A 22,017-nucleotide genomic window follows, 5' to 3' on the forward strand; every position below is an offset into this window, starting at 1 on the left:
CGGGACCGAGTCGCGGGTACGATACGCCGCATCCCCCTTTCGGTCAAGCCGGGGTTCCCACCGGCCCTGGTGCATACGGCCAGTCGGCCGGCTGGTAAGAAAGGTCCGCCAGGTGGGGCGTTGCGATGATCGATCCTCCCTCATGCCGGCTCTGCATCAAGGCGGACAACAGACCGCTGGTCAGCAAGGTCCGCTCGACCGGATAGGAGGGGTGCCCGGTCACGATCATCTGCTCGATCGCCCGGAGCAGGTGTCCGAAATGACCGTACGGTCGGTGATCCTCCAGCATGAAGACCGCCGCGTCAGGCTCCTTAACGTCACGGCGACGGCCGGAGAAGGCGAAGCACGAGCCCACCGAACCCAACATCACAACGGCCCCCTTGAGACCATCGCGATAATTGACCAGAAAGAGGGCGTCGCTGGGAGTCGGCCGGATCGGCCCGGGGTCGCGAAACGCCGCTTGCCTGGCGGGCGTCAGCTCGTCGAGCAGTGCTTTCGACCAGAGGCCCGCCTTCTCCTCTTCCCAGACCCGCGGCCCTGTCACACAGCGCACCGAGAGCACTCCGGTCTCGCCGCCGCGCCGGCGTTCGGTGATACATTGGAGGGTTTCGAGGGCGTGGAACCCGTAGGCCTCGAGATCGGCATAGCCCACCGCCATCGCCTCGGTCAGCTCAGTGCCGATGGGAATGTTCAAGGCAGGGAGCCGCCAGGCGACCGGGAGCGAAGAACCGGCCATGAAGGGAATCCCCTCGTGCCGCGCCAGGTCATACATCCAACGTGAGAACAGCCAATCATAAGACAGGTGTTTATCGCTAAAAACGGGCACTCGTTTCTTGAAGAGACGAAAGGCGTGGACGACCTCCTCAAACAGGCGTCGCCTCGGGTAGAGCGTCTGCTCCAAACCATTGCTCGCGTACTGGCCATGCTCACCGATGAGGATCACCCCATCGACGGCCACCTCGCTCGTGCCGACCCCGATCGCCCCTTTGACCGTCGGAAAGATCGGAATGTTGTACTTCTGGCAGTACGACCGACAGAGCTCGTTCTCCGGGAACTGGTCGGCGTAAACGGCGGCCAGTTTCAATCCAAAGGGTTTCGGGTGTCCCCACGCCTCGGGTTCGAGGATGCGCGAGAGGAGCACGTCGGCGTGGCTATTCGTTCGCCACTCGGTGATGACGGCCGCGACCGACTTGGGTTCGGGGGCGATCATGCGCGGGCCTCTTCGTAAGAGGGATGATAGGGAGGAGGGTGGTGTGGGCGGGAAGACACTCCCGTCTTCGGGGCCGAAGACGGGAGCGTCGAAGTCAGGCGGTGGGTTGCTGGCTCAGACACAGACTCAGACGCTGGGGCGGTAAACCGAGCCGCGAAGCGACACGAGCAGGTCCTTGGTGGCTTTGATTCCCTGCGGTTCGGTCAGGCGATCGCCCTCATACTCGATGCCAACGTAGCCGTGGTAGCCGCTGTCGGTGACGATCTTGAGGATCCGAGCGTAGTCGAGTGAGCTTTCCTGACCGGAGCTGAAATTGTAGCTCTTGGCCGAGACTCCCTTGGCATAGGGCATCATTCGCGCGATCGCATCATAGACGTCGATCGTATACTTCCCCTTCTTGTCCTTGGGGAAGTTACCGAAGTCGGGAAGCGTGCCGAAGCCCGGCTTGCCCACGGCCTTGATCAAGGCGATGAGCGCATCGGGGTTGCTCGACGGCCCGCCGTGATTCTCGCAGATGATGTTGATCTTGTGCTTCTCGCCGTATTCCGTGAGGGCTCCGCAAGCTTCGGCCGCCTTCGTGACGTCGGTCGGGCTGTAGTTCCCTCCGGTGTTGACCCGGATCGAGTGGCAACCGAGGGCTGCGGCGGCGTCGACCCACTTCTTGTGGTTCTCGACCGCCTGCATGCGATGATCTTTCTCGTTGGCGCTCAGGTCCCCCTCGCCATCGATCATGATCAAGACGCAAGTGACGCCATGATCGTCGGCGCGTGTTTTCAGATCCTTCAGATAGGCCGAGTCGTGCGCCTTATCCTTGAAGAACGAATTCACGAATTCCACGGCCTCGATGCCGTACTGTTCGCGAGCGACCTTGGGAAAGTCGAGGTTGGTGATTTCCTTGGTATTGAACAGGGCCTTGTGCAGCGACCACTGGGCGAGCGAGATCTTGAAGTCGCCGATCGTGCCGGCCGCCGGCTGGCCCGACACGTCAGCGGCCCAGGTTGAGCCCACTCCGGAGGCGAGTGCGATGCCCCCCGCGAGCGATGTCCGCAGAAACGCTCTTCGATTCGTTGCCGATTGGGTCATCTGAGAGTTCTCCGATGGCGAACCAAGCTTGGATCCACTGAGATGAGGCTGGGGCTTGCAGTTTATGCCGCGTCCCGGGGCCGGTCAATCGGGCCGGAGCCGGAGCGCGGGCCGTCGTTTCGGGTCATTTCCCGCTCGTTCGAGCAGGCAAGGGGAAGGCTCAACCGCTCAGGCGTAGGCAATTCCGTTCCCGTCGAGGGCCCCCTTGAGCGCCCGCGCGGCATCACCGAAGCGTTCGGGGCCGGTGAAGCCGAAGCTGAGTTCGGCGATCACGAGGTGGGGTTCAAGGACGCAAAAACCGTCATAGCTGTTGGCAACGGCATCGGCAATCAGACGCGGAATTTGCCCCTCACCTTCACCGGCCGGAACGTTCTTGTGCGTCTTCGAGTCGTAGTCCTTCACATGGAAGTGGGTCACCCGCGAACGGAGGCTAACCCATGCCTCGTCGATCGGTTGTCCGACCTCGACGTAGTTGGCCGGATCAAACGCGTGGGACAGGCTGGGTGCGTTCACGGTTTCCAGGATATCGAGCACGCGCGGGGCGGTGTCGCCGAAGATCCCTTTTTCGTTCTCGAGCAAGAGAGTGATCCCTCGAGCAGCGGCTCGTCGGGCAAGCTCGGTCATCCGCGTCATGGTTTCATCGCGATGGATGGCCGGGTTCTCCCCGGGCGGCATGTAGAAGCTGAAAATCCGGATTCGGGGGGCGTCGTAAAACTCGGCCAGGTCCATGGCCAGGTCGAAGCGCTGGAGGTGGCTGTCAAACGGATCGGTGATCTTGATTTTGCCGATCGGCGACCCGATCGCGCTCAGGCCGAAGCCTCGGGAACGCAGGAGGGCGCGAAATTCCTCGTGCTGTGCGTCGCTGAGATCGAGGACATTGATTCCATGGATCGAGCGAAACTCGATGTGGCGGATCCCATGCGACTCGAGCACGTCGAGCTGCTCGACCGGGTCCTTGGAAATCTCGTCGGCGAAGGCACTGATACGGACCATGGGACGTTTCCCCGTTCCTCGCGTTGGATCGGTCTTCGATGCGAAAGTCCAATCGTACCAATCAACGGGAAAACCGCCAGCGTGCGGTGTGGCCAACGCCTCTCGATCCGGTTACGATACGAATAGGCAGTAGGACGAAGTTGACCTCAAGTCGCGTTCGACGGCCGGTCCTTTTTCCTTCCTTCTGCTCCCTCTTTTTTTGATACGAAGCTGTCGGTCGCGGTTTTCTTTGATTTTCTCATGGGTAGCCCCGGCCAAGCCAATACTACCGGGTGCCACGGGTTGTACTCAACCCGTGAGAGGAAGCCCTGGTTTTTGGCTCACGGGTTGAGTACAACCCGTGGCACCCAAGCCATGCAAGCCTTCAACAAAAGACCTTGTCCAACAGCTTCTTACCTTCTTAAAAAGTGCGAGCGATTCCAAACACGTCGGGTGAACTGTCATGGGCGCGATAATCTGGCCGTTGTTGATTTACTGGCTAGCGATGTTCATTGCCTGCTATGTAATCGTCGAGTTTGGCCAGGATTTCTTTTACGATGAGGTCACTCCCCGCGCGGGCTTGAAGGTCGGTCTCGGCTCGTTCATCCTCGCGGCCTTCCTGACCTGGCTGCGCCCCTCGTTCGACACGATGTTCACCTCCGACCTTCCCTGGACGGTCCTCCAGGCGATCGTCTGGTTCGCCGTCTTCACGCTGATCTTTGAGTTCCACCCTCCCCACGCGGCCGCCATCGGGATCGTCGCCCTGCTCCTGATTCCAGGGGTCGCCACCATGGGAGTCGAGAGCCTCCTGACTCCGACCCCGACGTTGGCCCCGGCCCGCAGCTTGCAGCATCCCCCAGCGGTACGGCGGTCGCTCGCTCCGTCGAGCGGACCTCCGGCCAATCCGGCGGCGACAAAGAAGTGAGCCAGAGTTGGGATCAAGGCGAGTGGTGAGCCATTGATCAAGCGACAAGAAGAGGCATGCTCACATTTCGCATGCCTCTTGGAACGCTGACGAAACCATTTCCCGAAATCGGACCGCCCATCCCCCCAGAAATGAGGAAGTTGGTTCGTCAGCGTTCCAAGGGGCGACCGTGAAATGCCTCTGGCCCCTTTCGACGGTCGCCCCTTCGGGGCTGCATAATTCTGATGTGTTGAACCGATTCCAGGGGTTTCACCCCTGGCTATTAACGGTCGCCCCTCCGGGGCTGCTCAAGGCATGCGTGAATCCACGGACATGCGAAAATTCGAGCACGTTTTCCCGTTGAGGCAATCGCTGACGGATTCATTGTAGCCCCGAAGGGGCGACCGTTAATAGCCAGGGGTGAAACCCCTGGAAACAAGAAAAGCTCATATCAGAATTTTATTGCAGCCCTGAAAGGGCGACCGTGAAATGAGTCTGGCCTCTTTCGACGGTCGCCCCTCGGAACGCTGACGAAACCATTTCCCGAAATCGGACCACCCATCCCCCCAGGAAATGAGGAATGACTTTCTGCCCCTCTCAGGCACGTCTCCTCAACCGGCGCACGAGCCACCAGAGGGGCACCGAGACGAGGGCGATCACCACAAACCAGGGGAACACCGCGACGCAGAAGAGCAAGAGACCGCGGACGAACTCGCCAAGGTGACTGACCGATTGGCCGAAGGTTCGCGTGATCTCGGTGGAGAGCGTCGGGCTGACCGGGGGAGTGTAATCCTTCACTTCCAAGGCCGTGATGGTGACGGTGCTCAGGTCCGTCTGATGCGTCAGGTAGCGAATCCGGCCCTGCATCTGCTCAATTTCCCCACGGACCCGGCTCAATTCACGTTCGACCGCGAGGATGTCTTCGAGCTTGCCGGTCGAGTCGGCCAGGTGCTTCAGCAAGCGTTTTTCTTCTTGTTGCTTGTTGGAGATCCTTGCCTCGAGGTCGTAGTATTCCTGGCTCACGTCCTGCGAATCGACGTGGGTATGCTGGAGTTCGCCGAGTTTGCTCACCGACGCCATGAAGGCGTCGAACTTGGCGACCGGTATGCGGACTTTCCACGTCCCGGTGCGCGGGGCGTGCGACTGGATATTGGTATCGGTTTCCGAGACATATCCCCCGCTGGCCTGGACCAACTGCGTGATCTGTTGGCTGGCGGCGGTGAGACTCTCCACCACGAGCGTCACCTGGGCATTGTAGATGATTCGGCGAGGCTGGGCCGGGGGTTGCTCGACGGCCCCTTCAGCCGGAGCGACCACCGGCGCTGTGGCCGCCGGTGGTGCGGCGATTCCACCGGCGGTTTTCGTCCCCGCGTATTCACTCTTGGAAAGGTTCCCCTCTTCTCCGCAACCGCTACTTCCCATCAAAACGGCAACGCACCAGAGCATCGGTTTAAACGGCAGGGCAAGGCTCGACTTGATGGCCAAGATCACAGGCGCATCTCCCCACCTCAAGAGTTGTCCGGAGTGGTGAATCTCACACCGAGGGGATTCGTTCGAGCCAATCCATTATTCTGAAGATTCTCGTCTGCATTGTGCCCAAGTCGAGAAAAAAGGGCTCGAACAACGTATTTTCCAACAGCAACGCTTCTTTCGAAGCAAGCTTTGCTGAATCCGTCATGATTTCATGAACGATTAAGGATCGGTTTCTTCCCCAAGGGGGGGGGTGGGCAAGGCCCACCATCCCGATCACCTTGCGGAAGGGATGGCTCAGGGGAGGTCGGCAATGGCGCCGGCGGTGATGGTCGCGAGCCGATCGGCGGCCTCTTGGGCGTGTTCGTGGAGGGCCCAGAAGTCTTTCAAGCTCGACGGCCGCTTCCAGATGGCGCGGAGGGCGGCGCCGACCTGGTAACTGCCTGAGCGGGTCATCAGCGCGGCGACTTCAGGAGGGAGATCGATGCCTGCTTCGTCGCTGACGACTCGGATGGAGAGGAACCGGACCAAGCGTTCGCTACAGAGTGAGGCGACACTCGAAGTTTCCATGTCCACGACGTCAGCCCCGAAGCGAGCGTGAAGCTCGGCCTTCTCGACCGCCGTGCGGACGATCGCGTCGACCGTCAAGAGCCGCCCGGAGCGGACTCGGGGTCCGAGGGCGGTTGGGGGAACGCCGACGTCGATCGCGTACCGCTGCCCTTCGAGGTCGACGACCTCGCTGGCCATGACAATCTCATTGCGCCGGAGCGCAGGATCGAGGGCGCCCGCGAATCCTGCCGAGAGGATCCAGCGCGGGCGATGCCCGTCGAGCAGGAGCTGCGCTCCGCGCCGGGCGGCCTCGCGCCCCATGCCCGTCACGATGAGAGCAACGACTTTGCCCTCGCACTCGCCCTCGATGACCGAATGCTTTGGACCCGCATATTTGCGAACCCGCTTCATTCGATCCATCAAGAACCCGACTTCGATCGACATCGCAGCCACGATGCCGACATCCACGGGGACCGGTGCGGGCGCGGAGGCGGACGACGTCCCATCGGGATTGGTGGCCGCGCCTCCGGATGTCCCTCGACTCATGAATTTCCGATCAGATCAGGTGAACTGCCACTTAATCATCTTGAACGTATCGCCCAGCTTGCTGTTGACCCCGAGCGCGGCCGAAGCCTCGTAGCCGGAGTGAACCATGCAGTTCTCACAGCGCGGGTCCTTGCCGTAACCGTACTTCTCCCAGGGCGTCTTGTTCAAGAGGTCGTCGAACGATTTGTGGTGGATATCCGTGATCAGGTAGCACGGACCTTTCCAGCCCTTGATGTTCCGGGTCGGGTTGCCCCAGGCCGTGCACGACATTTCGCGCTTACCCTGAAGGAACTCGAGGTAGATCGGCGAGGTGTTGAACTTGTATTTGCGGAACATCGCCTCGGCCGCGCGAAACTTGGTGCGGATGTCTTCGCGGGTGAGGAACATGTCCTGGTCGGCGACCGCCGAGTAGCCATAGCCCGGGGCGATCATGAACCCATCGACGTCGATCGAGGTCAGGAAGCCGTAGAGCTCGTCGAGCTCGGCCATGTCGGTTTCCTTGAACACCGTGGTGTTCGTGCAGACGAGGAAACCGGCTTCCTTGGCGGCCCTGATGCCGTCGACGGCCGAGTCGAAGACCCCTTCACGCTCGACCGCGATGTCGTGGTTCTTCTTCATCCCGTCCAGGTGGACGTTGAAGAAAAACTTATTCGATGGTTTGAATTTCTTGATCTGCTTACGGATAAACATCCCGTTGGTGCAGAGGTAGACGACCTTCTTGCGCTCGAGAATCTTGGCGACGAGTTCGTCGATCCCCGGGTAGATCATCGGCTCGCCGCCGCAGATCGAGACGACCGGAGCGCCACACTCATCGACCGAGTCGAGACATTCCTGAATCGACAGCTTCTGCTTGATCGTCGCCTCGTACTCTCGGATTCGCCCGCAGCCCGTACAGGTCAGATTACAGGCATGCAAGGGTTCAAGCATCAAGACCATCGGGAACCGCTTGGTCCGCGTGACCTTTTTCTTGACGAGGTAGCCAGCGATGGTGCTGGTCATCGAGAGCGGGAATCGCATGACGCACTGCCTCCTGGGGCGGAATCCTCGGGACCATCCGTGGCCCTCGGGCTAAGAATCAGAGACATCGGCCCAAAGCTCCCGTGAAGCCGACGGAACGGCTCCCAAGTCGTTTCGGGCCTGGTTGATCGAAAAGATTCAGACGGCAAACGGCTCGGGCAAAGCCGGAATCCGGCTAGCCTGGGCTCCGGGCGTTGTCACCGGGACCGGCACTCTCCCCGCCGCCGCCTGGTAACGCGACATCGCCATCAGCGGGAAATAGATCCGGTAAAGATGATATTTCAGGTAGAAAACGCGAGGGAATCCGGTCCCCGTGTAGGGGCCCTCATCCCAGGTCCCGTCTTCGCGCTGGGTGGCCTGCAAGTAGGCCGTACCTCGGCTTGCGGCCTCCCCACGACCACGGCCGGCCGAGACCAGGCCGAGCACAGCCCAGGCGGTCTGCGAGGCCGTCGGCTCACCCCGGCCCATCCACGACGGGTCGTCATAACTCTGGCATGACTCACCCCAGCCGCCGTCCGCCTGCTGGACCGACTCGAGCCAGTCGGCCGCTTTCTGGAGAGCGGGGTGATCCATCGGGTAATCGAGCGCCTTGAGGCCCTGCAAGACCTGCCAGGTGCCGTAAATATAGTTGACGCCCCAGCGACCGTACCAGCAGCCCTGCGGCTCCTGCGTCTTCCAGAGATAGTTCAAGGCTCGAGCCACGGCTGGGTGATCGTCGCGATAACCAAGCGTGCCGAGACACTCGAGGATCCGCGCGGTGATATCGGCACAGCTCGGGTCGAGCATCGCGTTGTGGTCGGCGAAGGGGACCTTGGTCAGCACCTCATTGTCGATGTCGACATCGAAGGCCGCCCAACCACCGTCGCGGTTCTGCATCGACAAAAGCCAGTTGACTCCGCGCGCGGTCGCCGCTTTGACCTCGGGCGTCTTGGCCAGCGCGGTGCGCTGAAGCGCGAGGAGGACCATCGCCGTGTCGTCGATATCGGGATATCGTTCGTTGTGGAACTGAAAATGCCAGCCGCTCGGCTCGACACCCGGTCGACGCACTTGCCAGTCGCCGGCGACGCGAACCTCTTTCTCGAGGAGCCAACGGCCGGCGCGGAGCAGGGCGGGGTGATAGTCCGGCACCTTGGCATCGGCCAGCGCGATGGCGGCGATCGCAGTGTCCCAGACCGGCGATACGCACGGTTGAACGCGAACCTTGCCGTCTTCTTCGATCAGGAGGTCGTCGAGTTGCCGGTGCGCCCACTGCACCTCGGCCGAGTCCGCCTCGTAACCAAGGCAGTGCAACGCGACGACCGTATAGATCATCGGCGGGAAGATCGCCCCCAGGCCGTCGGAGTTCTCGAAGTGCTCGAGCATCCAGCGGTGCGCGGCTCGGATGCCGGGCTGGCGCCACGAACGCGGAAGATGATCATCGGCCCATTTGAAGACGCGATCCAACCCGAGGAACAGGTTGGTCCAACTCACAAGCTTTTTGGTGCGTCGGGCCGGGTGGAGCGGGAGGTCGGTCCGGAAGAGTTCCGCGATCCCTTGTCCTGGCGCCAGGCGGCGCACTGGCTTGAACGCCGACATGATCGAGAGCGGGACGACGATCGTCCGGGTCCAGGCCGACATCGCAGCGAGGCTGAAGCCAAGCCGCGACGGGACGAGCATCATCTCAGGGGGCACGCTCGGACAGTCGCTGTAGTCGATCTGGCCCAGGAGTGCCAGATAGAATCGGGTGAAACTGTTGCATCCTTGCGCCCCGCCGGCCTCGAGAATGCACTCCCGCGCCCGGACCATTGCCGGATCGTTGACCGGGACGCCGACGATCTTCAGAGCGAAGTAAGCCTTGACCGAAGCACTGATATCGGGCGGACCGCCAGGATAGATCGCCCAGCCGCCGCCCGGCAATTGCAGGTCGCGAAGGTAGCGGCAAGCTTTGACACAGATTTCCTCGGCCCCTCGACCGATGAAGGCCATGAGCAGGACATATTCCGACTCGAGGATCGTGTCCCCTTCAAGCTCGCCGACCCAGTATCCATCGGAGTTCTGACCATCAATGAGCCAGCGGCTCGTCGAATCGACGGCCTCGCTCAAGGGGTCATGGGAGAGGGATGCCGACGAGCCGGACCGCTGGGTGAAGAGTCCCGCGGCTCGTGACGAAACGCCACCATCCTTGTTGGCGATCATGCGATCCAGACCCCTCTCCGTCCCGAGAGACGTGGTGTTTTCAAATCAGAATGACGGGGCGAGGAATACAAGGTCCCCACCGCGCGGGTCATCCTAAGCCTGGACCGGAGAATCGATCAAGGTCAAACCCCGGTTCGACCTTGCAACTTCTTCACTTTTTTTCAAGAGCCCCACGGGAAATCTTTCCTAGTTTTTCCAGAATCTCAAAAGAAGGGCTAAAGTTCGGGCCGCCTACTCGACGACAAAGCTTGGTTCGAGACGAAAGCCTCGGAGTACGGGCATGGAGCGAAGGATCGCGTCGAGCCGCGCCTTGTCATCGTGCTGAAGTAGAGACCCTTTGATTTCGAGAGTGTTGCCCTGGAGCCGGACCTGATCGACGTGGGCGATGTCACCGACCTGGCGACGAATTTGCGCGGTCAGATAGGGTTCAACGTCGTCGGGACGTCCCTTCTCCTGCAACGGGTTCCTTCGTTCGCCGTCGGGTACAACGAACTGGAGCCGGTCGTCGATCTGGCGAACGCCCGGGGTCTGCTGGGCCGCGCGGAAGGCGAGCATGGCCTCATAGACGGTGGGCACTTCCCCCGAAAGATAAGCCACGCCCTCGCGAACGGAGACCTTGATCGGCAGCTTGGCAAGCGCTGGTCGGCCGACGAGAGCCCGGCCCACGCGTTGTGAGAGGTCGTCCTTGTCAGCCGAGATCGTTGGTTGGAGCGCGGGGTCGATGGGTGCGGCTTCCGGCTTGGCCGGAGCCTTGGGCGCGGGGGGGGGAGCGGGAACGGCCGGCTCGGGAGGGGGAGGAGGCGTGTCCGACGGGGCCGCCCCTACGTTCAAGAGGTTCTCCACCTGATTGATGCCGGGAATCTGAGCGATTTTCTGCCCGATCGCCACGCGATCGGCAGCGGTGGATACCGTGCCTCGCAGCACGGCAGCGCCGCGGGGGTCGATGGTCATTTCCACGAAACCGTCGTCGGCCGACGCCCCGATCGGGACTTTTATCGGTGAGGCCGCATTCGGATCAGCGCCGACACCAGGGTCCGGCTGCCCGAGATTCCCTTGAGCTTGCGCGGGCAGATTGATCGGTTCGCGAGCCGCCACGGCAGGCCACCACGGCGGGTAGCTCACAAGAGGGGGTTCGAAGCCGTAGAACGGGTCGTCGATCCGCCCGAAGAGCGGCGGTGGATACACATAGTAAGGAGCTCCCCCCAGCGGAAATGCGCCTGGAGGGTTCATGACGACGGAAGTGCCGGCGGTGCGGTAAACCGCGGCGGTGTCGATCGTGAGGTCGTCACGGACCGAGTGGCCACTGGCGATTGCAAGCCGGATGGCGGTGTCATGAACCACCTTGGTTCCCACCCGACCCGAGAGGACGACCTGGCCAGCCCGCCACGTCGTCGCGATCGGGTACGGAGCCGTCACCGGATGGCTTCGAAGCATCTGAAAAACAGCGACCTCGGGTCGATTGACATCGACCGGATTCGCCTTGGGAGGATCCACGGCCAGCGCCGGAGGGATAAGACCGAGACAGGCGACTCCGCAAATCGAAACGAGCGAACAGCGCGTCCACGGCTGCATCATCTTGGGAAGACTCCCCCGAAGGGATCGCCTGATGGAATTGACCGAGGCTGGCCCCTTGCTACCGGAAGTCTACGGATCGAACCCAAGCCGGACAAGCGGCAGGATCCGAATTACCGACAAGCGCCGGGCGGTATGAAAGCCGCCCGGCCCGTGCGGTAAGACGGCTCAACGAAGTTCGAGCGGCTCGATTGTCATTTTCCCCAGGACGCGAACGACGGGCAGGAAGGCTTCGTAAGGTGAGACCCCGTCAAGGCTGGTGTCAGCAAGCTTGATGTGGACTGCGTCAACTTCCGTCTGGTCGAAGGCGGCATCCACGGCCACCCAACGACGGTTCACGTAGACTTCATTCCACATGTGAAAACCGAAGCCGCCGAGGCTGTCGGAATAGACGAGTCCGACCACGACCCGCGATGGGACACCCACCGCACGGCACATGGCGGCCACCAAAACACCATGCTCCGTGCAATCGCCCGCGAGCGTCCGGGCGACTTCGCTGGCCGGGGCGAAGGCGGTCTCGAAGTTCTTGTCCTTCAAGTTCTGCGCCACCCATTTCGTGATCTTGGCCGCCTTGTCCCACGGATCAACGGCCCCCAGGGTCGCCAAGGCCGCATGCTTCTTGACGACATGATCCTCACTGGTGACCAAGGAATTGGCGCGGAGGAATTGGGGGTCGACCGTCTCGGGACCTGCCGTCCCATCGGTGGACCGGGCGGTTTTGACATCGAGGAGCGACGAGTTCTTGGTTGTCCCCGGGCGCACGGTTTGCCGGCGGTCGGTCGGCAGGATCGTGGCGGGGTCTTCATCGGTCAGTCCCACGCGATAGGTCACGTCGCGGCGGGTCTCGGGCTTGGTGATCTTGTGGGGCACCTTCACGATCGAGCTGATCGTCAGGTTGAGCGGAGCCTGGTCGCCTTTCAGGCTGGCCCCCTCGCGCGTCGTCCGGTAGATGTCGAGCCCGCCCAGGATCTCGCTCCGGCTTTTGAGCACCTGTCCGCCCGAGTCGACCCAGAGGCTCGTGTTGTACTCAGGCATGGGCTTGGTTCCGAGCGACACGAGCTCGTCGATCCGGAGCAGAGGACGCTTACCGTCGCCAAGCTTGACCTCTTCGATGGCCTTGGCGACGAGCTTGATCTCGCAAATCTTGTTGAGGTCGGGAACATACATCCGGAGATCACGCGAATCGCCCGGCTTCATCGGAGACCGGGAGAGGCTTTGCTCGGCGGCATAGGGACCACGGACCTCCGGTCCCCACGGGATCGTCACCTGCTGACGCTGGCCCCCGCCGTCCAGAGAGAGCGTCATCTTGTCGTCGACCACCGATCCGGTCGCCGTCATCTGCTGACCGCTGGCGAGCGTGCGGGTCTCCAGTTTAAGGACGCTCCCCTCCGGGGTCTCGATCGTGCCGTACATGGTCTTGATCGTGACTCGGTCGTCAAGCCGCTTGAAGGTGAACTCCATATCCTGGCGAACCCGGAGCAGGGATTTCCCTTTATCCTTAACGGGCTCAACATAGGTGTGAATGAAGCCGACCTTGGCTCCGGAGATGAAGACCGCGTCCCAAGATTCATGGGTCTCAGCGCTCGCGGTGTCCGTCGCGAGGACGGCCCCCAGGCTCAAGACGAGAAGGCCGAAGCCGAGACCGCGTCGGGTCCGTCGCATGAAACAAGACCTTTCGGAAAGAAATGGGACCGGGGCCCCTACGGATCGGGAGTTTGTACCCCACCCCGAACACGGGCTGCGGAGGGTTTTCGAACTCCTCCGCGCAAGTCCACCCCTTGGTGCCGCGATCACTAGAGGGGCGTCACCTACTATGGTCGATATCCGCCTCGCCCTCAAGGCAAGACGCACTCAAGCCCTCACGCCAAGGGGCAAATCCGCTGGCTCCAGACACGGAAACACCCCGGTCCAAACGGCCGGGGTGGATCGTACACCAGAGAGACCCAGGACCAGGTGCTGACGTCAACGAGGGGGGCAAGGACAGTGCGGACCAGACAGAAGACGTGCAACGAGCCTCAACGACAACCGACAAACCAGACGACCTTAGCTTAGACAACCGCCTCTTCCGCCACCGGTGCGCTTCGCCCCACGGTGATGACGGAGGAGAACCGATCACCCGAGAGCAATTCCAAGGCACCGTGCAAAGCCAGTTGCTTCGCATGATGAGAAGGCGCCTGGCCACGGATCACGAGCCGTCCCTGCACCTCTTCTACAAGGAGATTGCGAATTCGACCGTGAGTCGATTGACGAACTCGAGTCTCCACTTGCTCCATCAAAGTCATTACACCATCCGAATGAGTGAGTCGCATTACCCTAAATTCCGCTAGCAAGCCACAATAAGCGTTAGTCAATTTCGTCGAACGCGTCAGAATTGACCGATCTGAAAATGCCGAAGTTATCGATCCGAAGGTTTTCAGAACGTTCTTATTCTGACGAACTCATGAGTTTCAAGCAAGGAAAAACTTGGCGAATCTGCCGAGAATTCCGAGTTTAACCGATTCTTCATCGGTAATACCGATGGCTTTCCCAGACTGCCTTGACTGACAATAACCTCCCTTCAACGGCCTTCGCAAAGGCCCTAATCCCTATTTCTAAAAAAACCAACACAAACGCATCTTTCGTTCAAACTCTTGAAGTTTGAGCGATGGAGTTCCTTTTCCCAAAGCAGCCCGACGATCCGGCCGCTGAGAATGTTCCCGGCGGCTTACCTCGGTCACATCGGAAAGTGAGACTGGGGCGGTTCCTTAGCATGAATTGTTCTGCAATTCTTGAGCCAGGACCGCCAATTTCTTCTCGTCCCACTCGGCCACGGCCTCTTTCCAGCGATCCCAGAAGGGTTCTCGACCTAAACCAGTCAGCTCGCTCAGGCGACCCAAGTTGTAGCCAAGCTGAAGAATCGAGCGTCGATCGCTCTGATTTCGAGCAATGATCTCGGCAATTTTCGCGACACAATGTTCCATGATCGGTAGCCCGCCTGCGTTGCGCAATGGAAAAGGACAGGACGGCTCCCATAACTGAGGAGTCGTCCTTGCTCGAGGACATCAGTGTAAACCAGGAGTGAGAATCAGAGTGATTCGAGAAAGGCGACCAGGTCGTCCCGTTCTTGGGGACTGAGGGCTCTTTCTTGACCTGGGCTGTGACTCTGAACCACCTGCGAGAGAGTGGCCGCCCTGCCGTCGTGGAAATAGGGGGCCGACCACCCAACACCCCGCAGGGAAGGGGGGTTAAACTTGCGGTTGCCTCCCGAGCCGTCGTCGAGCCCGACGTCTCGAACACCGGCGATCGTGTATGAAGGGGGCCGGTGGCAAGACTCACATCGCCTCGCCTGAAAGAGGGCCGCTCCCCGTTGGGCGGCGGGGTCGTCTCGAGGCCGGCGCGGCGGCGGCGGCCGAAGGCTTTCCAGATAGGCGACCAGGTCGTCGACCATGCCCGGTGCTGGGTCAGGGCCGCGCAGACTCGATTCAAGCGACTGGTGAACCTGATCGGCGAGCCGGGCGAGCGACCCGTTCCAGGCCAGAGGTTCGGTCCCGGCCACCCCGAGCAAGCTCGGCGTGTTCTTGGGAGCGCCAAACCCGCCGTCACCCATCGTGTCGAAGTTCAACCCATTGGTATGGCCTGCGTTGTGGCAGCTCGAGCAGCTCATCCAGCGATCGAGAGCACGTCGACCGTCGAGGAAGAGGGCTTCGCCACGTTGTTCCGGAGTCCGCGCGATCGGCCCTGAGCTGAGCTCGACGGAGGCGACGCGCGAGAGGTTGGCGACCTTGACGACGGAGATTCGGTCGGACATCGAGTCTGCCGTCACGACAAGCTGCCCTGACCGATCAAAGGCAACGGCGACGGGTGATCGTCCCACCTCGAGCACTTGCAAACGCTGATTATGCCCCAAGGGGCGAAGCCCATGCGGCTCACCGGCAGCTACCAAGCCGCCGTTGGTGCGATCGTTCTTGAGAAGATGGTGCGATCCGGCCAAGGTGATGAAGATCTGGGTTCCGTCAGGGCTGAGCGCCAGCGCACTCGGGTCGGCGGCGCCGTGGACCGGACCGTCGAGAACGACCTGGCGACGGCTCAAGGGCTCGTCCGCTTCCGAGTCAAACTCCGAAAGCTGGACTCCGCTCAGACGGCTGGAAAGAATGAGTCCCCGGTCGATGTTGGCGGCCGTGATCGGAGCCGGTTCAAGCTGCTCCATGTGGATGACAAGCAGTTCCTTACCTTCATCCGAGACGGCGATCGCCCCAAGATTGACGCCCTCAAAGTTCCGGACTCGTTCGCTTCCCGGCCGGCCCGGCACGAAGTCGGCCAGATGTCCGCCGAACGCGTCGGCAACGACCACCCGCCCCTTGGGCGTTCGCGCCAGCGCTCCCACCGGGAACGGCAGCCGGTGCGTAGCCACGACGTGCCCATCCCGCCAATCGATGACCCGGACGGCCGCATCCCAGAGCGACCCGACCGCCACCTGACCGGCGGGGAGCGGAAGGATCCGGGTCGGACCTTTCCCGGCTGTCAGCGTCCGCACGACTGCGCCTTCGCGATCAAGGACGAGCGTTTCTCCATCCGCCCCTCCCACGAAATAGGTCGAACCGGTTTCGTCGAGGGCCAGCGAGCAAGGACGAATCGGCACCGGCCAATCGGCGACGACTTGCCAGTTCTGGGGATCGACGGTGACGAGTCGCCGAGCCTCGCGAAGCGCGACGTGCAGTCGATCGTCGGGTCCCCAGAGCAGAGCCACAGGCACCTGGGGGCCGACCCGGTTCGCCGGCTCCGAACGCTCGGCACCAGGGACCGAGGTCATGGTCGTAAGAACGCTCAGCAGCAGGCCGAACCCGAGGCCGGCGCCACGAATCATGGCGTGCATTCTCTCTATGATTCCTAATCTTGGCGGGGGCGGGCGAGTTCAATCAGAAGCTTCTCGATCACAACGCGAGGGGGCAAGTTGGATGCCCCCTTAAGGTCGAGGTCGGCTTGCAGCAAAAGGCGAGGGAGTTGATCGACCCGGCGCGGACCGAGGTGGGCGTGCTGAAGCCGCACCTTGTCCCGGCCGAATTTGATCCCGGCTTCCTCACAGGCATTGTCCAGAGGCATCCGATTCCTTCGCAATTGCCCGGCGTGATGAACCTTACGCAGTGATGCGCTCATCGCCGCAAGCAGACCGATCGGATGCTCCCCCGCGCCGAGCAGGCGATCGAGCAAATCGAGCGCGACCTCGCCCCGGCCGGTCGTGGTGGCGGTGAGTACGTTCCAAACGTCCTCGATTCGCCCCGCGCCCACCATTCGAGCCACAACATCCCGCTGGATCCGCGCTTGGGCTCCGACGAAGACGGCAAGCTTCTCGATCTCGGAGATCAAGAGCCCAACCTCGGTCCCCACCAGTTCGATCAAGAGCGAGGCCGCGTCAGAGTCGAGGCGGACTTCGGAGCGGGTCTTGGCCATGTGAACGAGCCAGGCACCCAAAACCTTTTCCGAAGGCCCTTTGCATTCGATGGAAAGGCCGGCCTTCTCCAGGTTCTTGGCGAGCTTGGTGTTCGACGGCCAGAGTTTCACCGCGAGGACCAGGACGCCGGCCGTCGACGGATGTTCGACGTAGGCCTCGAGCTCTTTGCGGTGTGCGGTAACGAATGGGTCGGCCCCGTCGACGATCACGACTTTGCGTTTTGCGAAAATGGGTACGGTGCGAACCTCGTCAATGACATCGGCCAGCGAGGCATGCTCCCCGGCGAACCGGGTCAGGCCCATTTCCTCGTCGTCCCCGTGGAGAATCAACCGGCGAATCGACGCCAGGCTCTCCCGGCGCAGGTACACGTCGTCGCCGAAAACGGCGTAGACCGGTTTGACCGGCACTTTCGACGGGTCTTTGAGAAAGTCGATGGCATGCATGCGGAAAGCGTTCGCTCAGAATCGTCTCGAGGCCAAGACGAAGAAAAGTGTACCATTGCCACGCCGCAACCCGCCAGCCAGAGGGGCCATCGGCTCCACTCAAGGCCGCTTGGTCGAACGTTTCTCATCCCCTTTTGGGTGCATCGACAATCAGGGCGATCTGCCCCCATGTTTCTCCCGGACGAGTGGCACGAGTAGGGTCAACTTCGAGAATCAGCAGGTTCTTCGCTAAAAGCGGCCCAATCGATTCCGGAGCAAGTCGGAACGTCAAAGTCTCGTCCAACGGACCTTCCAGTACGTGGCCGTTGAGCTGGACCGCGAGCAGTCCCGGGACCTTTTCCAGACGCAAGGTAAGTGATTCGCGGAGCGGATCGATGGGTGGGCAACCAAAACGACGGAGCAGGCGCACGGGGCCGGCCTGACCGACGACGGGCCATTCGATCGGTAAGGTCACCGGCCGCTTGATCGCGACATCCGCATCAGCGGCCCCGGTTTGCCACTCCCAGCCGCCACGGAGGCGAATCCAATGTTCGGGCATTGCAAAAGTCCCAGCCAGCGGCCGCCGGGCTCCGAGGAACCAGAATCGAAAAGAGGGCCAAGGCAAGCCGGTTAGGGACAGATCCCGGTCGGTCTATTTGCTCTGGCCAGCGTGAGAGCCAGTCAGTATAGTCGTGTTCTCCCTTGTTCGAACGAGAGTTTTGCTTGCGAAGGCGAATCTCAAAAGTCGCCGAGGGAGTCGTATTAGCAGCCCTGCGCCGCTTTCCAGAAAACGCCCGATTTCCCAAAAATCCCACCTCGCGTCGAGCCTTGTTCGGGTCCTGAGAGTCGTCGATCAACGATCCGCACGCGGAATTCGGAATCGGAGGGGGCCGCCGTCGAGGAGTGTCCCCTCGGGCTCAGAACTCTAGAACCAGGTGGATGACCGTTCGCGGATCGCCTATGAGCAACGGCCAATTGCACGTCGAGCCGCGGACCCGCTCGCTGACGGGAATACAGATCCTCGGGACCGGCAGCTACGTTCCCGAAAACGTAGTGACCAATCACGATTTGCGTGATTCGCACGGGTTTGACCCCGAATGGATCGTCAATCGGACAGGGATTCACGAACGCCGGTTCGCGCTTCCGCACCAGGCCACAAGCGATCTCTGCACCCAGGCCGCAATCCGCTGCCTGAAGGCTGCCGGCTGTGAACCAGCCGAGGTCGACCTGCTGGTCGTGGGCACTTTCACACCTGACATGTGCTTTCCTTCCACCGGTAACCTGGTCCAGGACCGTTTGAAGTTAAACTGTCCGGCATTCGATATCCAGGCAGCCTGCGCGGGGTTTATCTTCGCGCTCATCACCGCTGCGCAGTTCGTGGCGGCCGGAACCAGCAAACGAGCCCTCGTCATTGGAGGGGACTGCAATAGCCGGGTGATCAATCCGGGCGACCAGAAGAGCTTTCCGCTCTTCGGCGACGGGGCCGGGGCCGTCCTGCTCGGGCCGGGGTCACCGGAGCAAGGGCTGGTCTCCTACCAACTCGGATCCGACGGCTCGGGGGGCGACTTACTGAGCCGGCCCGCTTGCGGGAGCCGGATCCCCCCCACGGTCGAGGCGCTCCAGCAAGGGCTCCACTTCCTCACGATGGACGGTCGCGCGGTGTTCAAGTGGGCCGTGCGGATCTTGACCGATTCGACGGTCGAGGTCATGAGAAAGGCCGATTGCCTGGTCGACGACGTTCGCTGGTTCATCCCGCACCAGGCCAACGTTCGGATCATCCACGCCGCCAGCGACGTCCTCGGCTTCCATCGCGATGCCGTCTTCAAGAACCTCGAACGGTACGGCAATACTTCGGCCGGATCCGTCCCAATCGCTCTCGACGAGCTGGTCCAGGCCGGATCGATCGAGCGAGGCGACCTGCTCCTCACCTCGGGGTTCGGCGCAGGCTTGAACTGGGGCACCGCGCTCTGGCGTTGGTAAGGTTTGGGTCGGTCGGGCTTCGGACCTGACCTGGCAAAGGGCCTCGCAACCTTGAGACTCACAAACGCAAACGAGCCGCCGCCGGCATGAAACCGGCGGCGGCTCGTTGTTTTAGACTGCGGAAGAATCAGAACTGGGCACTGCTGACCTTGCGGTGGATCGAGCGCGGGGGCAGATATCCACCGTTCTTCTGGCGAGCGTAGTAACCCGCGCCTCCGTTGTTGAGCGGGGTGGTCCCAGCGGTCGCGTAAAGGGTGCTGTTCGAGTTGCCCACGATACGACCAGGGCCGGCGATCCGAGGCGGATTGCCATAGATGTTGTTCGCCCCCGGACGATAGGTCGACGAGACAACGCCGTTGACCAGATCGCCGTTGACCTTGACCGGCCCGACCTTGCTCGGCGACCGCGTCCCTTCCAGCCCGGCAGCGAAGGAGGGGTAGTGGAAGCCCCCCTTGATCTCGCTGTTGACCGTCGTGCCGACGACCCGCGTCTTCCCGATCGAGCCGGCGGAAACGATCGCGGCCGAAGTCAACGCATTGCCGGGGTGAGGGAAGTAGGTGATATATCCCTGGCGATTGAGCTGAACAAAGTCGGGGTTGCTCGACGTCTGAAGTTCCGTGTTGGCGGGCTGGACATTCACTCTGCCGATGCGGTTTGCGGTCACCAGGCCCCCTTGCAAGCCGGCGGCGGGGTAGCCGGTCTGCCCCTCGGGAATCCCGAGTTGAGTGGCCGAGGCGCTGTTGCCGACGGGGCTGCCGAGTCCCTTCTTGAACTTCAACGAGCCGATTCGGCCATTCACATCCAGACCCAAGGCGTCGGCATTCGCGCCGAACGAGGCCTTTCTGAGGTGGCTCAACCCGCTGAACCCATTCTGGAACGGGACAGCTCCGCGCGAGGCGGTGACATTGGTCACGCCCGCCTTGGACTTGAGCTGACCAATGCCGGTGGCCCGGACCGCCGTACGGCCCGTCGTGCCGACGATGGGGAACTGGTACTGAGTGCCGGCGCTGGCGATCGGGCTGAGCGTCGAGTTGGTGTAACGGAGCGTGGGTCCGCCGATCGGGCCGCGAATCGTTTGCACGCCGTTGAGCTGCTGCGCCGGATCGACGTAGGGATGCTGGGTCGACGAGACAATCTCGAGACCGTGCAGCTCACCGTTCACGAGGAAATTGACCGTCGGGTTGACCTGCGGATCCGTCGCGACGGCCGCACCGGTGGAGTCGATGACCGTGTTGAAGATGCTGTCCAGCCGGATCGTCGGCGCCACCTTCAGCCGGGTCGACGGGTCGCCGATGACGATGTTGATCGGTCCATCCGGGATCCGTTCCGCACCGGTCGTGACGTCGGATGTCGCGGTGTCAAACGTGCCGAGGATGTTATGGAACTGAAGCAGGCCGACGCCGCCGGTCAGGAAGATCCCGGTATCGGAGTTGTTTGCCTGGCCCGCGGGCGGCGCAACGGTCTGGGTCAGAGTGAACCCATTCAGGATGATCGACTTCACACCGGTGGTGCTGACCAACTTGTTGAAGAGAACCGTGCCGTTAGTGGGCGTGTAGGCCGAGGCCGTGGTCTGAGCCGTCACATAGGTCCGGTTCGGGTCCGTCCCGATGAGCTGGATCGTGTCGATATCGTCGTCGAGCATCCCGTCGTTCGGGGTCGAGTCCGTGACCAAGACACTACCTGGTCCGTGGACCGTGATCGTCCACTCGTTCCTCTGGCGGTCCTTCCCCGAGACGACTTTGCCTCGGCTGTTCAAGAACTGCGCCTGAGGGTTCTGCCGCGCCTGATCGACCAAGCCATCAATCGAGAAGGCAAGAGGCTTGTGCGTCACCGCCGTGTAGACCGGCAAATCGGTCGGAATCCAAGGCGTGAACGGCTTGATGGTGGAAAGCACCGTTCGCTGCTCAAGTGCCTCGAGGCTCGATCCCAGCTTGAGCCGGTTCGAATCGGGCCGGTCAGACCGTTTAGTGGATTTCATCGAAGATTCCCTCCCCAATGCGGCTCGGAAAAAGGCCGGTCACTCCGCCCGTCTTCCTGCCAGGCGTAAAACCGCCGCGAGCCGCCGTCCCTGATTCGGATGGCTGTCCGGCTGAAAACCCCCGGATCGTGCGCCTATCGGATGAGTCGAGACGGTTTTTCCAATCAGTCCGATCCCAAGCCCTTGATGGCGCAACGAGCTAAGGCTACGGCTTATTAACTCGGCGATCGTCTCGCGAAGACTTCAGGCGAGCCGATAAGGTAGGCAAGCAGGGGTATCGAGGAAACCAGAAGGGAGGATTACGCCGTAGAGACCGGACGCAGCGACGCCAGTGCCTGACTCTCGTCATCGGCAAAGGTGAAATATTGGGTAAGCTTCATGATCCGCAGGAGGTCGAGGACGACCGGCTGGACGCCGAAGAGGACGAGTTTGCCCTTCTTCGTATCGATGCGTCGCTTCAAACCGACAAGGATTGCGACACCTGAGCTGGAGAGGTAGTCGACTTTGCTCAGGTTGAAGGCGACCCGAGGCATCTCGATCGCCTCGACGAGTTCATACAGCATGTCGCGGAACGCGGAGGTTCGGAAGTCATTCAAGCCGGCAGCATCGTCGAGCATGATGACCAGACCATCCGGCTCCTCTCGAGTACGAAACGAGGACATGATGATATCGACTCCTGAGGATCGCGGCCCAGGTCTTGATGGTGTCGAG

18 protein-coding genes are annotated in these 22,017 nt (G+C 61.6%); 2 read left to right on the forward strand and 16 right to left on the reverse strand.

Going from position 1 to position 22,017, the window contains the following annotated elements:
- Positions 1-43: 43 nt before the first annotated feature.
- The 3 genes from SINAC_RS14535 to SINAC_RS14545 all read right to left on the reverse strand — a co-directional run bounded on the left by SINAC_RS14535 (position 44) and on the right by SINAC_RS14545 (position 3,286).
- Positions 44-1,210: a hypothetical protein gene (locus SINAC_RS14535; protein ID WP_015246396.1), complete on the reverse strand. Its 1,167-nt coding sequence runs from the start codon at positions 1,208-1,210 to the stop codon at positions 44-46.
- Between the two features lie 126 nt (positions 1,211-1,336).
- The gene (locus SINAC_RS14540) at positions 1,337-2,293 is read right to left on the reverse strand and encodes a sugar phosphate isomerase/epimerase family protein (RefSeq protein WP_015246397.1); all 957 of its coding nucleotides are present in this window, start codon (positions 2,291-2,293) and stop codon (positions 1,337-1,339) included.
- Between the two features lie 168 nt (positions 2,294-2,461).
- On the reverse strand, positions 2,462-3,286 hold the full coding sequence (locus SINAC_RS14545) for a sugar phosphate isomerase/epimerase family protein (protein ID WP_015246398.1): 825 nt from the start codon (positions 3,284-3,286) through the stop codon (positions 2,462-2,464).
- A gap of 442 nt (positions 3,287-3,728) precedes the next feature.
- Here SINAC_RS14545 and SINAC_RS14550 point away from each other — a divergent pair, with 442 nt between their 5' ends.
- Positions 3,729-4,190 (forward strand): hypothetical protein, encoded by a 462-nt coding sequence (locus SINAC_RS14550; RefSeq protein WP_015246399.1) that lies wholly within the window; start codon positions 3,729-3,731, stop codon positions 4,188-4,190.
- 576 nt (positions 4,191-4,766) lie between these two features.
- On the opposite strand, the gene SINAC_RS14555 is transcribed toward SINAC_RS14550, so the two are convergent.
- The 11 genes from SINAC_RS14555 to SINAC_RS14605 all read right to left on the reverse strand — a co-directional run bounded on the left by SINAC_RS14555 (position 4,767) and on the right by SINAC_RS14605 (position 17,907).
- Complete coding sequence (locus SINAC_RS14555; RefSeq protein ID WP_015246400.1) at positions 4,767-5,660, reverse strand: DUF4349 domain-containing protein; 894 nt, start codon at positions 5,658-5,660, stop codon at positions 4,767-4,769.
- A gap of 276 nt (positions 5,661-5,936) precedes the next feature.
- The gene (locus SINAC_RS14560) at positions 5,937-6,734 is read right to left on the reverse strand and encodes a phosphorylase family protein (protein ID WP_015246402.1); all 798 of its coding nucleotides are present in this window, start codon (positions 6,732-6,734) and stop codon (positions 5,937-5,939) included.
- A gap of 15 nt (positions 6,735-6,749) precedes the next feature.
- Positions 6,750-7,751, reverse strand: coding sequence for an adenosyl-hopene transferase HpnH (gene hpnH, locus SINAC_RS14565; protein ID WP_015246403.1), 1,002 nt, complete (start codon positions 7,749-7,751; stop codon positions 6,750-6,752).
- Positions 7,752-7,889: 138 nt separating this feature from the next.
- The gene (shc, locus tag SINAC_RS14570) at positions 7,890-9,926 is read right to left on the reverse strand and encodes a squalene--hopene cyclase (RefSeq protein ID WP_015246404.1); all 2,037 of its coding nucleotides are present in this window, start codon (positions 9,924-9,926) and stop codon (positions 7,890-7,892) included.
- Positions 9,927-10,157: 231 nt separating this feature from the next.
- Positions 10,158-11,501, reverse strand: a complete 1,344-nt coding sequence (locus tag SINAC_RS14575; RefSeq protein ID WP_015246405.1) for a BON domain-containing protein — start codon at positions 11,499-11,501, stop codon at positions 10,158-10,160.
- 165 nt (positions 11,502-11,666) lie between these two features.
- Positions 11,667-13,160, reverse strand: a complete 1,494-nt coding sequence (locus SINAC_RS14580) for a transglutaminase-like domain-containing protein (RefSeq protein WP_015246406.1) — start codon at positions 13,158-13,160, stop codon at positions 11,667-11,669.
- Positions 13,161-13,546: 386 nt separating this feature from the next.
- Positions 13,547-13,807, reverse strand: a complete 261-nt coding sequence (locus tag SINAC_RS14585) for a hypothetical protein (protein ID WP_154673691.1) — start codon at positions 13,805-13,807, stop codon at positions 13,547-13,549.
- Positions 13,808-14,242: 435 nt separating this feature from the next.
- Positions 14,243-14,458, reverse strand: a complete 216-nt coding sequence (locus SINAC_RS14590) for a hypothetical protein (protein WP_015246408.1) — start codon at positions 14,456-14,458, stop codon at positions 14,243-14,245.
- 104 nt (positions 14,459-14,562) lie between these two features.
- The gene (locus tag SINAC_RS14595) at positions 14,563-16,341 is read right to left on the reverse strand and encodes a cytochrome c peroxidase (RefSeq protein ID WP_237722523.1); all 1,779 of its coding nucleotides are present in this window, start codon (positions 16,339-16,341) and stop codon (positions 14,563-14,565) included.
- A gap of 23 nt (positions 16,342-16,364) precedes the next feature.
- Positions 16,365-17,369, reverse strand: coding sequence for a DNA polymerase III subunit delta (holA, locus tag SINAC_RS14600; RefSeq protein ID WP_015246410.1), 1,005 nt, complete (start codon positions 17,367-17,369; stop codon positions 16,365-16,367).
- A gap of 124 nt (positions 17,370-17,493) precedes the next feature.
- Entirely contained in the window at positions 17,494-17,907 is a 414-nt protein-coding gene (locus SINAC_RS14605) for a hypothetical protein (RefSeq protein ID WP_015246411.1), read from the reverse strand.
- A gap of 401 nt (positions 17,908-18,308) precedes the next feature.
- Between SINAC_RS14605 and SINAC_RS14610 the strand changes: the two genes are divergently transcribed.
- Positions 18,309-19,328 (forward strand): beta-ketoacyl-ACP synthase III, encoded by a 1,020-nt coding sequence (locus SINAC_RS14610; protein ID WP_015246412.1) that lies wholly within the window; start codon positions 18,309-18,311, stop codon positions 19,326-19,328.
- Between the two features lie 127 nt (positions 19,329-19,455).
- Here the strand turns inward: SINAC_RS14610 and SINAC_RS14615 are convergent, their stop codons facing one another.
- Together SINAC_RS14615 and SINAC_RS14620 are read right to left on the reverse strand one after the other, a co-directional pair.
- Complete coding sequence (locus SINAC_RS14615) at positions 19,456-21,306, reverse strand: hypothetical protein (protein ID WP_015246413.1); 1,851 nt, start codon at positions 21,304-21,306, stop codon at positions 19,456-19,458.
- 299 nt (positions 21,307-21,605) lie between these two features.
- Positions 21,606-21,968 carry an STAS domain-containing protein gene (locus SINAC_RS14620; RefSeq protein ID WP_015246414.1) on the reverse strand — a complete coding sequence of 121 codons (363 nt, stop codon included), beginning with the start codon at positions 21,966-21,968 and terminating at the stop codon, positions 21,606-21,608.
- Between the last annotated feature and the right edge of the window lie 49 nt (positions 21,969-22,017).

The organism is Singulisphaera acidiphila DSM 18658, assembly GCF_000242455.2.
GTDB classification, from domain to species: Bacteria; Planctomycetota; Planctomycetia; order Isosphaerales; family Isosphaeraceae; genus Singulisphaera; species Singulisphaera acidiphila.